We start from the raw sequence: 13793 nt of genomic DNA on the forward strand, positions 1-13793 counted from the left end.
CGATCGCCGCTGCGGGTCAGCAACGTCCGCAGCTTGCCGGTCCTTCGGAAAGCTTCTGACGTCCCGCGTTCGCCGGCTGTTTCGCACGCCAAAAGAGAGGCGTACGGCGATTTGGTGGCGATAGGTATTGTGCCCCCCGCAGCAGAACAACGACAGGAGTCACATGCGGGGCGGATCGGCCATGACGTGGATGCGACGTTGGGCGGCAGCGCTGATCGGCGCATCCGCACTACTGGTCGCCTCTGCCGGTACGGCTCCGGCGAATGCCGGCGTGGCCGACGGGTCCGGATGTGCGCGCGGTCGGGTGCTGAACGTTGTCGCGCACCAGGACGACGATCTGCTGTTCATGAATCCCGATATCCAACGGGACATCGATGCGGGCCGGTGCACTCTAACCGTCTTCGTCACCGCCGGCGACGCCGGTGCCGGCAAGGCCTACTGGCAACGGCGCGAGATGGGCCCGCGCGCGGCGTACGCGATGATGGCCGACACCGACGACAAATGGTCCGGAAAAAAGGTCAAGTACGGCAGTCACCTCATCCAGTACGAAACTCTGACCGGCAATCCCAACGTGGCCCTGGTCTTTCTCCGTGCCCCGGACGGCGGCCGAGGGGGCTTCCCCGCGAACAACAGCGAAAGCCTGGAGGAGCTCTACCGCGGTGTCCTGCCCGTGATCCGTTCGGTGGACGGCGTCAACACCTACACCAAGGCCGGGCTGACCACGCTGCTGCTGGACATCATGCGGGCGTACCGGCCGGACACCATCCAGACGATGGACTACTCCGACAAACACCGCGGCACCGACCATGTCGATCACCGCACGACCGCACTCCTGACGTACGACGCGCACCTGCAGTACCGGACGCCGCACCGGATCAGCGGCTACCTGGCGTACGCGGGGGCGAAGTCACCGGCCAACGTCTACTACACCGCGGGCAACCGCAAGCTGGACATCTTCCATGCCTACGCCCTCCATGACAGGAAGGTCTGTCAGACGACCGTCGCCTGCCTCAACGGTGAGCACGATGTCCGCGCGTTCCGGCAGTACGTGACCTCGACCGAGGAGGGCGGCGCTCCGCACGTGGCCCGGCCCGCGACGAAGCCCGCTTCCGCGCAGAGCCGGAAGGTCCGGCGGACGGTGGCGACGCTGGGCCCCCGCGCCGACGTCGCGCCCCAGCCGATCCGGAAGTCGAGCGCACCGACCGGTCCGGCAGCCGGGAACTCTGGCACCGGCCGGGACCCGGACTACCCCGGGATGGAGCCGGAGGACCTGGCGGGCCGCGGTGAGGCGGAGCCGGCGGACCTGGTGGAGCGTGCGGGCGCCGGCGGCGCGACGCGCAGCCGGACGACCGAGGAAGCCCTCGCCCAGATCGGCGTGCCCGATGCGTGGAAGACCACCACCAGCCGGCGCAACGTCACCGTCGCCGTGGTCGACACGGGAGTCACGCCGGTCAGCGAGCTCGCGGGATCGCTGGTGCCGGGTGCCAACGTGCTGAACCGGGCGCCCGACCCGCAGAACACGCTCGACGACAGCCGCAACAGCCACGGCACCTCGGTCGCCGTCCTCATCAAGGCGGTCTGCCCGGCCTGCAAGATCCTGCCGATCAAGGCGGTGGACAAGCGCGGCACGGCTCTGGAGGGCGAGATCGCCGCGGGTGTCAGGGCCGCCGCCGACAAGGGCGCGAAAATCATCAACCTGTCGTTCGGCGCCCCGGATCAGACCGGTGACCCGAAGTCCGGCGTGCGACTCCAGCCCGCGATCGACTACGCCCGGAGTAAGGGCGCGGTCGTGCTGGCCGGCGCCGGTGACGACGCACGCGGTCCGGTGCCGTACTACCCGGCCGCGAACGCCGGGGTGCTGGCGGTCGGCGGCAGCGACTCGGCGGGCAGGAGGTTCGCCGGTACGCCGTTGACGGCCGGTTCCAACTACGGCGCCGACTGGGTCGACGTGGCCGCCCCGTACTGCGCCACGGGCGTGACGACGGCCGGTGACCCGCAGCCGGTTTGCGGCACCGCGTACTCGACCGCCCTGGCCTCGGGGGTTGCCGGTCTGGTCGGGTCCCGGACGGCGGGCGCCACCCCGTGGACGATGGAGAACGCACTGACCAGCACCTCGGCGGGCCTGCCCATCCTCGGCAGGTGGCTGACGTACGGCGAGGTCCGGGCCGCCCGGGCCGTGACCAGAGTGGACACCACCCCGCCGACGATCGGAGCGGTGACTCCGGTCGACCGGACCCGCATCCGGGGCACCGTCACCGTCACCGCGGCCGCCGGCACCGACGCGGGTGGGGGCTATCCGAAGGGTTCCGGCGTCAGCCACGCCTTGCTCTACGCCGACGGCAAACTGGTCGGCAAGGACGAATCGGCGCCGTTCGCGGTGCGCTACCGCAGCGGTTCGCTGAACCGTACGGTCGCACTGCAGTGGAAGGTCTTCGACCGGGCCGGGAACGTGAGCTCGCTGGACCGCACCGTGATCGCCGACAACGCCGGCCCGAAGCTGACCTGGAAGTCCGGACCGGCGGACAGGGCCGGTGTCAGGGGAACCGTGCAGATCAAGGCCACCGCGAGCGACCCGGCCGGCGTCTCCCGCGTCGAGCTGTGGATCAACGGCAGGCTGGCTCAGTGGGACGCGAAGTCCACCTCCACGTTCTCCATGCAGACCAGCAGGTACGGCAAGGTGTTCACGGTCCAGCTCCGCGCCAGGGACAAACTCGGCAACGTCCGCAGCCTCCCGGCCCGCACCTGGCGCCGATAGGACGTTGTCGGCCGGGCCCGCACCTGGCGCCGGCGGGAGGTCGTCGGCCGAGCCCGCACCTGACGCGGGCAGGAGGTCGTCGGCCGGGCCCGCACCTGGCGCCGGCGGGACATCAGCCTGCCGGGATCCAGGAGCCGTGCGTGCCGACCGGCACCCGTCGTGGGAGTGCCACGGCCGCGACCCGGTTCAGGCCGGTCGCGTCCAGTACCACGAGGGACGACGTGTCCTGCTTGAGGTCGGAGACCACCGTGAGCAGGTAGCCGTCGTCCTCGCGAGTGCCACCGTCCGCGGGGACGAACAGCGCCTCGCCGGGCATGCGGGCGTCGCCGACCCGGTGGATGCGGCGCGCCCCGGTGACCCGGTCGTACTTGACGATGCCGTGGCTGCCGTAGCCCTCGTGGTCGGGGTAGGCGACCGCGTACTGATATCGGTGTTCGGCGCCGAGGAGAGCGGCGTTGATGGTCGGGAACTCCACCGTGAGGTCGTCGATGATCTGCTCGTCGACGGTGCCGGCCACAGTGTCGATCACCCAGCGCCGGGTGTACGAGCGGGCGTACGGTTCGCTGCCCCGCCCGGGTGCCCCGGTCCACCAGTCCGAGGAGAGCTGGAAGCCCTCCCGGTCCATGGCCGGACCCTCCACGACGATGCGGCCGTCGCCGTCCTCGTAGGCGTTCGCGACATGCCGCAGGCTGCCCGGCTCGATCGAGAACCAGCGGACGTCGCGGCCCCCGCCCGCGCCTCGGGGCAGGACGCCGATGCGGGCGGGATGCCGCTCGTCCCAGCGGTACGGGACGCCGGACTGGTCGTCGGGGTGGAAGGTGACGTTGCCTTCCAGGAAGAGCACGTGCCGCCCGGTGAGGGCGAAGTCGTGCTTGAGGGCTGCCGTCGCGCGGGGGATCTCGGTGCTGTGGACGAGCTCGCCGGTCGGGCCGGCGACGTGGTAGGTCAGGAACGGTGGGAACGGCGACGCGCCGAAGAAGTGCAGTTCGCCGGTGACCGGGTCCGCCTTGGGGTGCGCGGTCATAGGGGTCCGCAGCCGGCCGGCGAAGTTGTCCGGGCCGAGCGTCTCCAGGTCCGCGGTGAGGGCGAAAGGCAGGTGCGTGCCGCTCAGCGCCAGCAGGCGGCCGGCGTGCGCGACGACGTGGGTTCCGGCCGGGCTCGCGGTCAGGTCCACGCCGTTCTCCGTGAGGTGGGGCGCGCCGTCGAGGGCGGGGGTGCGAACCCAGCGGTTGCGGTACCACTCGGCGCGGCCGTCGCGGAGGCGGATGCCGTGGACCATGCCGCTGCCGGTGCCGCCGTGGGCCGGGGTGACGCCCGGCCGGGGGTTGTGGCCGTTGCGGAGCAGGCAGCCGGTCAGCTCCGGGGGCAGGGTGCCGTCGACGGCGAGACCGGTGGTGGTGATCTCGTCGCCGACGGGGGCGTGGTGGCCGGTCAGGTACGGCGTGCGGGACATGGGTCCAGCCTGACGCCGACCGGAGCCCGGGGCCAGGGCGGAACGGGACGGGCCCTGTTCAACGCTGTCCACGGGTGTCCACCCTCGGCTGCGCAAGCCCGCCTGCTATTGCCGGGTGCCGTAGAGCTCCTGTTGCCACAGCGCCTCGCAGAGCAGGTCGAGGCCCTGGCGCATGTGCCGCCGGTAGGTGCCGTAGGGCAGTCCGAGGCGGCGGGCGGCGGCCTCCTGGGTGGGCGCACCGGAGAGGAAGCCGGCTGTGAGGGCGTCACGGGCGCGGACGCCGCGCGGATCCCGGGCAACGTCGTCGACCGCCTGCTGCAGCAGGGCCCGCAGCTCTGCGACGGGATCGGTGAGGTCGGCGGCGAGCCGGACACGCAGCAGTGCGCAGACGGCGAAGGCGCCGGGGTCGCGCCAGTGGTCGAGGGCTTCCCGGACAGCCTGGTCGAAGGCGGTCCGGGAAACACCGGACGGCCCGGACTGCACGGGTACGTCGGTGGCCGCGATGAAGTGGCGCAGCCAGGTCTCGACGGGTGTCCGCCGCCAGTCGATGCCAAACAGTCCGTAGCTGTGCGCGCCGACCCGCGGGCGTGCACCGGTGTCCTGCAGGCTGCCTTTGACCCGGGCGGCCCAGCTTTCGGCGTCTCGCCACACCGCGAAGCCGTACGCCCGGCCGTGTGCGCGGGCGGCCTCGGCCTGGGCGCGGGAGCTGCTGAGGTCGATGACCCGCGACGGCACCTGGTATCGCTCGGGGTAGACGGTGAAGCGGCTGATGCCGATGTGTTCGCCGGGTCGGACCGGTGTGCTGGCGTCGGTGTGGGCCCAGGCCGCCGCCACGACCGGGTCGGTGGACACGTCTTCGGGGTCGGGTGGGGCGCTCAGCGCGAGGCGGGCGGTGAAGGCCACGGTCCGGCCGGTGCTGACGAGCCGGTAGACGCTGAAGGCCTGCGGCTGGCGCTGTATCCAGTAGCGGACCAGTGCTGCGGATTCGGGCCCTTCGGTCGCTTCGGCCATGCGCACGACGTCGTCGACATCGTCTGGCTGCAGCGGGCGGTCGTGCACCTCGTCCTCGCGGGACCAGGTGCGCAGCCTGGCTAGCGTTTTGCCTTCGCGGAACAGGAAGAAGAGCTCGTCGGTGACCGTCCACACCCGATCCTCGGGGGCCTCGCGCAGCATGCGCAGGTATTCCTCGGCGAGTCGTTCGCGCATGGCGGCGTACGCGTGGGGGGCGCGCCAGCGGAGGTCGGCGGCGAGCGTTTCGCGGGCGGCGTCGTGCGGGTGCAGTCCCCGATGCGTCGCCTCCATGAACGGTAGGTCGCGCAGCCAGGAGAAGAGCAGGTGCGCGTCTTCTTCGGGCAGGACGGCGGTGAGCAGTTCCTCGGAGGTCGAGTGGGCCTGCGCCGCGACTTCGAGCGCCCGGCGGTGCGCTGCGGACGGCACTTCGCCGATGAGCCCGGCCAGCAGGGCACGCAGGACGTCGGCGGACGGCGCCCAGATGTCGTCGTCGCGGCTCCACCCGGCTGACCCGGCGGCCGCCGCGAGGGACAGCGCGAGCGGGTTGCCGCCGGCGAAGCGCAACACCCGATCCCGCAGCTCGGGCCGGATCTGTGCCACGACGAGCAGGGCCCGGGCCTGGTCGGCGGAGAACGGGGCCAACTCGGTGACGTGCAGCAGTCCGGTCCAGGCGGGGTCGGCTGTCCACGACGCCGGCGGGGGCAGGCGTCCGGCCAGGACGACCAGGGTGTCAGCCGCCGCCTGGGGCAGGAACTGCTGCCACAGCCAACTTTCCAGCCACTGGCAGTGCTCGAAGGAGTCGACGAACAGGATCGTGCCGGGCGTTTCCACCAGGGCCGCCGCGGCGTGCGCGAAGTCGGCGGTGTCACGGCTGACGAAGCGCCCGTCGAGTTCGATCAGCGGCCGGTTGTCCTGCCGGGCGCGGTCGGCCAGCCGGCGCAGCAGCGCTGACTTTCCGATGCCGCCCGGCCCGTACGTATAGAACGCGAACGGTGCCTGGGGGGCGCCGCCGAGGGCCTGGGCGAAGCGCTCCACCTCCGCTTCGCGGCCGACGAAGGCACGGACCCGGGCGGTGCTCAGCCGTTCTCCCACCGACGCCATCGTCAGCGGACCGACCCGAGTTCCGCGTCCTTCGCGTGGCCCTCGACCAGCAGCGTCGTTTCCTCGACGCGGAGGAAACGCCCGTCGGAAGCGAACTCGGCGAACAGGTAGACCTCGGTGCGGGACGTGTGGCCGTCATGTCGGGTGATCGTGACGGTGTGTCGGTCGGCGTAGCGCCGTCCGTCACGCAGCTCGTCGTGCACCTCGATGTGTCCGCTGCGGACCAGGCCGCGCAGGGCGGCCATGTGCGCAGCGAACCCGGCATGGTCACTCCACACGCCGTTGGTGCGCTGGCGGTATTCGGGGGCGAAGTGCCGGTCGATCGCCTCGGCCAGGTCGGGAAGCGGGTCGAAGAGCAGATCGTCGAGGGCACGAGCTATACCGGTCGGCGTCATGGCCGAGTGTCTCCCAAGCGAGGCGTCATGGCCGAGTGTCTCCCAAGCGAGGCGTCATGGCCGAGTGTCTCCCAAACGGGGCGAGGCTACGGGGGTGAAGTCCAACGGCAGGGCGGCCGGGCCGCGAGTGTACAAACCGGTTTCCAGGTAGCCGGCTGCATCGCTGAGGCGTACGCGATCGAGCAGTGGCAGCAGCAGCGCCGCCACGGTCTCGATTTCGGCGCGGGCGAAGGCCGCGCCGACACACTGGTGCAGTCCGGTGCCGAAGGCGAGGTGCTGTGCGGCGGCGGTGAAGGACCGTGCGGTGCCCAGGTCGGGTCGATGGATGTCGAAGACGTCCGGGTCGGCGAACGCCTCGGGGTCCCGGTTGGCCGCGCCGATCATGCAGAAGACAGTGGTTCCGGCCGGGATGGGGTGGCCCGCCAACGTGACCGCTCGGTCCGCCTGGCGGGGGATGAGCTGGACCGGTGGGGTGTAGCGCAGCGTCTCGGCAATGGCGGCGCTCAGCAGTTCCGGGTCCCGGCGCACCTCGGCCAGTTGCGTGGGGTGGTTGATGAGGTGCTTGACCAGCAGGGCCAAGGTCTTGTCAGCGGGTTCCGCGGCGGCGACCAGGACGTTGATCAGCAGTGCGGTGACGTCGCGGTTGGTCATGGCGACGCCCTCGAGCTCTGCCGTGCACAGCGCCGAGACGAGGTCGGGTCCGGGCTCGCGTCGCCGCTGCTCGATCACGGGCACGAGATAGGCCTCCAACTGCTCGGCACAGTCCAGGCAGTGTCGCCGTCGTTCCGGGGTCAGGGCGACGCTGGTGACGAACTCGGCGACCCCGCGATGCCACTCGGCGATCTGTTCCCAGTCCCGTTTGTCCAGGCCGAGAATGTCGAGGGTGGCGCGTACGGCGAACGGTTTGCCGAAGTCGTTGACCAGGTCGACCCGGCCGAGCGGCAGGAACGGCGCGATCAGCTCGGCGGCGTTGTCCCGGATGGCGCGGATCTGAGCGGGCAGTGCGGCGCCGGTGAAGCCGCGGACGACGATCCTCCGTTTGGCGGTGTGCTCGGCGCCGGTCATCTGGGCGAGTACCCGGCCCCGCATCACCGGTTCGGCGCGCTCGGTGAACATTTCGGTGCTGAACGTGTCGTGCTCGGTGAGTACTCGGTGGACGTCGGCATAGCGGGAGACGAAGTAGCTGTCGATCGAAGCTTCGTAGTGCACCGGGTTGTGGTCCCGTAACTGAGCGAAGTGCCGGTACGGGTCGGCGGCGTAGTCCTCGCCGAGAATGCTGAATCCCGGATCGATCTTGGGCATGGCGGGAATCCTCGCAAACAAACCCGAGAAGGCAAGGCGGTGGCGGCCGGAGGGTGCGAGCCGCCACCGCCCTCGTCCTATTCGGGAAGCGTTTCCTGCCCTTGTTGCCCCTGTGCCGGGTCGGCCGGCTGCTCCGGTGCCACCGGTGCCTGCGTGGTCGTCTCGACGGTGGTGGGTGTCGGTTCCGCCGGTACGGTCGTTGCCGGTGGGTCGGTGGCGGGGTCTGCCGGCGCACTGCTTTCCGGGTCCGGTGTGGACGTACCGTCGTCCGGGGTTTGCTCGGGCGTTGGCTCGGCGGACGTCGCCGGCGCGGGTTGCTTCTTGCCCGTGTCTTCCGTCTTGCCGCCAAAGAGGCTGGTGCCCGTGCCCGACGTGTTGCGCACCGTCGCCGAGATCGGCTTGTCGGTGACGGATTCGACGATGCTCAGCACCCCCATCGAGAGGGCGAACAACACGCTCGCTGCCACGGCGACGTGGCCCCACCGGACCTTCCGGCCGGCGCCCGCCACGACGGTGTGCGCCGGGTTTTCCGCTTGCGTGGCGGCTGCCACGGGCGGAGTGCCCACGGCCGCCGGCACCTTCGTGAACGCCGGCGCGACCTCCTGGAGCCGTTTGGTGCCGCGCTTCAGCGAGTTGTTGAAGAGCTCGGTGCCGACTGAGCCCACCACGCTGGCGAGCGCGGCCCCGGCGAGAGTGCCGGCCACGCCCAGGTATGAGCCCAGCACGGCGGCGGCCACCGCCGCGCAGGTGCCGGCGACGACTTTGCTGACTTGGATGCCGGACCACAACCGGTCCGGCGCTGCTTGCTCGCTCATGTCCTCCTCACTTCGAGAGCCCTTTTCCGTTTCGCCGCGCGCCAAACCAGCCCCGCTCGGCGAGGACTTCACGCAGCGGACGCACCTCGATGCCGTCGGCGGCCAGCCGGAGCCGAGCCAGCCGACGGGTGCGCAGGATGCCGGCGACGCCGATGGCGCCGACGGCGTATTGCACGGCCATGGCGACCCGGAAGTCGGCGATGTCGTATGCCGCCGTCCCGCCCGTCCGCAGGTCGAGGATCAGACCGACGAGCAGGATGGTCACCAGTGACGCCACGAATCCGCCGACGTTGACGATGCCGGTGGCGGTGCCGAGCCGGTGCGGCGGGTTGAACGTCCGCGCGAACTCGAAGCCGATCATCGAGCCTGGCCCACCCAGACCCAGCGCGATCACGAGCAGCACGAGCACAGCCAGCGGCGCCCGGCCCGGCCAGGCCATGACCACCGCCCAGCCGATTGCGTTGGCGGCGATGACGGCCAGCACCAGGTAGGAGCGGCGCCACGGATGCCGCTGCACCAGCACGCCGAGCACCGGCCCGGCGGAGATGCCGACCAGCACGAACAGGGTGAGCAGCGCGCTCGCGGTGGCGCGCGTGAGTCCTTCACCGGCCACCAGGAACGGGTAGCCCCACATCAGGGCGAACACCGTGCCGGGGAACTGGGTGGTGAAGTGGGTCCACAGCCCGAGTCGGGTGCCGGGATGCCGCCACACGGTGACGAGATCGGCGCCCAACTGTCGGGCGGTCATCGCTTCCCCGGAGTTGATCCGTCGTTCGGGGGTGTCGTGCAGAGCCACCACGGCGACGATCGCCACGAACACCCCGGCGGCGGAGGCACTGACGAACGCGGTCGTCCAGCCCGCTCCGGCCAGCAGCGCCGCCAGCGGTACGGCGCTGAGCACCTGACCGAGCTGCCCGACGATGCCGGTGAGCTGGGTGACCACCGGGACCCGTTTGGTGGGGAACCACTGCGGCACGAGCCGGAGCACGCTGATGAAGGTCATCGCGTCACCCGCGCCGACCAGCACCCGGGCGGTGACCGCTGCGCCGGTGCCGTCGGCGACCGCCATGAGTGCCTGCCCGGCGGCCATGATGACGGCGCCGCCGACCACGAGCCGCAGCGAACCGAACCGGTCCAGCAGCACGCCGACCGGGATCTGCAGGGCGGCATACACGAGAAGTTGCAGCACGGCGAACGACGCCAGCGTGCTCGCCCCGATGTCGAACCGGGCCTGGGCGTCGAGGCCGGCGACGCCTAGCGAGGTGCGGTGCATGACGGCCACGACGTAGGCGCAGAGCCCAGCGCCCCACACCACCCAGGCCTTGGTCATGCTGTCCACCCTGTCCCGGGTAGCCGATGAACGCCACAGTAAACATCACAAAGCGGACGTGTGTCCCGTCACCGGTGTCTCGACTCCCAGGTGCCGGGTGAGCCAGCCGACCGTCTCCCGCAGGTATTCGGCGCGCGACGAGCGGTGCAGCAGCTCGTGCCCCTCGTCGGGGAAGAGCAGGTAGCGGTGCTCGACTCCGCGCTCGGCCAGCGCTGCGACGACCTGTTCCGCCTCGATCACCGGGACGTTGCTGTCGTTCGCGCCGTGCACCACCAGCAGCGGGGCGCGCAGCCGGTCGATCCGGGTGATCGGCGACAGTTCGCGTAACAGGTCGGCGTCGCGCACCGGGTCGCCGTACTTGCTGACCGCCGCCGCGGCGATCCACGGCTCGGTGTGCGCATAGAACGTCGCGAAGTTCGCCATCCCGCACACGTCGATGCCCACGGCGAACAGCTCCGGGTACGTGGTCAGCGCGGCCAGGGTCAGGTAGCCGCCGTACGAGCGGCCCATGCAGCCCACCCGGGCCGGGTCGGCGACCCCGGTCTCGACCAGGTGAGCGACGCAGGCGGCGACATCCGCGACCGCGGCGGTGCGCAGCGGCCCGTTGTCGGCGTTGACGAAGCTGCGCCCGAAGCCGGACGAGCCGCGGACGTTCGCCGCGAACACGGCGATGCCCCGGTCGACCAGCGACTGGAACAGCGGGCCGTGGCCTGGGCGTTCCTGCGCCTCCGGGCCACCGTGCAGCCACACCACCAGCGGATGTGGTCCGGTGCCGGCCGGGGTGAAGAGCCACCCGCTGATCTCCAGTCCGTCGTGCGAGGGGAAGCGGCGCAGCACCGGCTGCACAGCACCGGGGGAGGGCGCCTCGACCGCAACGGGATGCAGGTCGCCGTCCCAGACCCAGACGCCGTGCGGCTGACCGGGTGCTTCGGCGGTGAAGGCGAGGGTGCTGCCGTCCGTGCTCCAGACCGGCCCGGCCGCCACCGTGCCGGGCAGGTCGATCCGCGTCTCGCCGTGCGCACCGAGCACGGCCAGTTCGGAGAGTCCGCCGCCGGTGTTCCACAGAACCGCCACCTTGGTGCCGTCCGCGGTGAGCGCGAACGTCTCGACCTCGGCGGTGTCCGAGGCGGCCAGCACTTCGGCGGTGCCATCGCGTACCCGCAGCAGTCTCGTGCGTTCGCCGGTGTCGCTTCGGGCGTAGATCGTGCCGTCGGGGGCGAAGCAGGCCTGTTCGCCGCTGGTCACGTACTCCTCGTGCCCGGTGCCGAGGTCGCGGAGCACGATGTGCCGGCTGCCCCGGGGACCGTGCCGCAGCAAGGCCTGGCGGCGATCCGGGGAGACGTCGAACAGCGAGGTCAGCTCGCCCTCGGCGATGACCTCCCGGGTGCCGTGCTCGGCGTCGATCAGCAGGGTGGTGCTCAGGTTCTCGGCCACCGCGAGCAGCGGCCGTCCGGGCAGCCAGCGCACGTTCTCCGCGCTGTCCGTGCCGAAGCCGGCCACCTGGTGCGGCACCGAGCCGTCCGGGCGGACCAGCCACACTTCCGTACGCGGCGCGCCACCCGGAGCGATCACGCACGCCAGCCACCCGCCGCCGGTCGACCAGTGCACCTCGGTGACCGGCTCCTCGGTGTCGACCAGGAACGTCAGCTCGCTGCCGACCGGCTGCACCCAGACCCGGGGGGAGCCGCTGCGGTCCGACACGTACGCGACGTGCCGGCCGTCCGGCGACAGGGCCGGCGACCAACTCCCGCTGGCTTCCGAGGGGTAGGACTCCTTCGCTCGCCACCCGGCCGGCAGCACGGTGACGTCGATCCGGTTGAGTTGACCGGCCATGCGGGCCCCTCCTTCGCTCACAGTCCCTTGTCTTGCAACCACATCTCCAGCAGCGCCAGCTGCCACAGCTGGTTTGCGCCGAGCGTGGTGCGTGGCGTGTTCGGGTCCATCAGGAGTGCGTCGACGTACTCCTTGCGGAACAAGCCCCGCGCCTGGGCTGCCGGTGCGTGCAGCGCCTCGCGGACCAGGTCCAGCATCGGGCCTTCGAGGTGCCGGATGCCGGGAACCGGGAAGTAGCCCTTGGTCCGGTCGATGACCTCGTCCGGCACGTGCCCGCGAGCGGCGTCCTTCAGCACGCCCTTGCCGCCCTGCGCCAGTTTCAGCTCCGGCGGGCAGGCCGCCGCAAGCTCGACCAGCTCGTGGTCCAGGAACGGTACGCGCGCCTCCAGCCCCCACGCCATCGTCATGTTGTCGACCCGCTTGACCGGATCGTCGACCAGCATGACCTGCGAGTCGAGCCGCAACGCCGCGTCGACCGCCGTCGTGGCGCCCGGCCGCGCGAAGCTCGCTGCCACGAATTCCCTGCTCACGTCCGCGCCTAAGAACCATTCCGGGGCCAGCTGGCCGGCCAGCTCACGGTGCCCGCGATCGAAGAACTCCTTCGCGTACGCCTCGACGGCGTGTTCCCGGGGCACGTCGGCCAGCGGCGGATACCAGCTGTACCCGGCGAGGATCTCGTCGGCGCCCTGTCCGGACTGGACGACGCTGACCTGCTGGGCGACGTCCTCGCTGAGCAGGTTGAACGCGATGCAGTCGTGGCTGACCATCGGTTCGCTCATCGCCGCGACGGTCCGGGACACGGCGGGCAGGAACCGGTCCTTGCCGATCCGGATCTGGTGGTGCTTCGTGCCGAACCGCTCGGCGATCAGGTCCGAGTACGCGAACTCGTCGCCGCTCTCGCCGGCCGCGGACTCGAAGCCGATCGAGAACGTGGTGAGCCCGCGCTGCCCCTGCTCGGCAAGCAACGCCACGATGTAACTGGAGTCCAGCCCGCCGGACAGCAGCACCCCCACCGGCACGTCGGCGACCATCCGGCGCTCGACCGCGGTTCGCAGTCCGGTGTGGATCGCCTCCGCCCATTCGGCCCGGGAGGACGGCTTGTCGACTCGCTCGTGCGACGCCTCCCAGTACACGGTCGAGGTGGAGGTGCCGTCCGGCTGGATGACCCGTACGGTTGCCGGCGGAAGTTTGCGGACGCCGGCCAGGATCGTGCGCGGCGCGGGCACGACCGAGTGGAACGTCATGTAGTGCTGCAGTGCGACCTTGTCGAGCGAGGTGTCGACGTCGCCGGCGGCGAGCAGCGCGGGCAGGGTGGACGCGAACCGCAGCCGACCCGGCGTTTCGGCCAGGTACATCGGCTTGATGCCCAGCCGGTCGCGGGCCAGCATGACCGTGCCGCTGGCGTGGTCGGTGATCGCGAACGCGAACATGCCCAGGAAGTGCTGCACACAGTCGGCGCCCCACCGGTGGTAGGCCTTGAGGATCACCTCGGTGTCGGAGGTGGAGGCGAACGTGTAGCCGTAGCCGCGCAGTTCCTCGCGGAGCTGCTGGTAGTTGTAGATGCAGCCGTTGAAGACCAGGGTGAGGCCCAGCTCGTCGTCGGTCATCGGTTGGGCGCCGGCGTCGCTCAGGTCGATGATCTTGAGCCGTCGGTGACCGAACGCGACCGGCCCGTGCTGCCACAGGCCCTCGCCGTCCGGGCCGCGCGACGCCAGGCAGGGCAGCATCCGCTGGACCGCCGCCGGGTCGGCCGCCCGACCGTCGAATCTCAGTTCGCCGCCGATTCCGCACATGCTCG

9 protein-coding genes are annotated in these 13793 nt (G+C 71.0%); 1 reads left to right on the forward strand and 8 read right to left on the reverse strand.

Annotation, left to right across the window (positions count from 1 at the left end; translation table 11 throughout):
- Positions 1-181: 181 nt before the first annotated feature.
- A complete protein-coding gene (locus ACIA1L_RS02795) occupies positions 182-2755 on the forward strand; it encodes a S8 family serine peptidase (protein WP_396070742.1) in 2574 nt (857 codons plus the stop codon).
- 112 nt (positions 2756-2867) lie between these two features.
- Here ACIA1L_RS02795 and ACIA1L_RS02800 read toward each other — a convergent pair whose 3' ends face one another.
- From ACIA1L_RS02800 to ACIA1L_RS02835, 8 genes are all read right to left on the reverse strand, one after another.
- A complete protein-coding gene (locus ACIA1L_RS02800) occupies positions 2868-4208 on the reverse strand; it encodes a carotenoid oxygenase family protein (protein WP_396070744.1) in 1341 nt (446 codons plus the stop codon).
- Positions 4209-4313: 105 nt separating this feature from the next.
- Positions 4314-6320, reverse strand: a complete 2007-nt coding sequence (locus ACIA1L_RS02805; RefSeq protein WP_396070746.1) for an AAA family ATPase — start codon at positions 6318-6320, stop codon at positions 4314-4316.
- A 2-nt stretch (positions 6321-6322) separates the two neighbouring features.
- Positions 6323-6715, reverse strand: coding sequence for a nuclear transport factor 2 family protein (locus ACIA1L_RS02810; protein ID WP_396070748.1), 393 nt, complete (start codon positions 6713-6715; stop codon positions 6323-6325).
- 54 nt (positions 6716-6769) lie between these two features.
- A complete protein-coding gene (locus ACIA1L_RS02815; protein WP_396070750.1) occupies positions 6770-8017 on the reverse strand; it encodes a cytochrome P450, cyclodipeptide synthase-associated in 1248 nt (415 codons plus the stop codon).
- A 77-nt stretch (positions 8018-8094) separates the two neighbouring features.
- Positions 8095-8832, reverse strand: coding sequence for a hypothetical protein (locus ACIA1L_RS02820; protein WP_396070751.1), 738 nt, complete (start codon positions 8830-8832; stop codon positions 8095-8097).
- 7 nt (positions 8833-8839) lie between these two features.
- On the reverse strand, positions 8840-10162 hold the full coding sequence (locus ACIA1L_RS02825; protein WP_396070752.1) for a nitrate/nitrite transporter: 1323 nt from the start codon (positions 10160-10162) through the stop codon (positions 8840-8842).
- Between the two features lie 45 nt (positions 10163-10207).
- Positions 10208-11995: a S9 family peptidase gene (locus tag ACIA1L_RS02830; protein ID WP_396070753.1), complete on the reverse strand. Its 1788-nt coding sequence runs from the start codon at positions 11993-11995 to the stop codon at positions 10208-10210.
- A 17-nt stretch (positions 11996-12012) separates the two neighbouring features.
- Complete coding sequence (locus ACIA1L_RS02835) at positions 12013-13788, reverse strand: N-acetylglutaminylglutamine amidotransferase (protein ID WP_396070754.1); 1776 nt, start codon at positions 13786-13788, stop codon at positions 12013-12015.
- Positions 13789-13793 lie beyond the last annotated feature (5 nt).

Origin of the sequence: Actinoplanes sp. NPDC051859 (assembly GCF_044452725.1) — a bacterium.
Classification (GTDB): Bacteria; Actinomycetota; Actinomycetes; order Mycobacteriales; family Micromonosporaceae; genus Actinoplanes.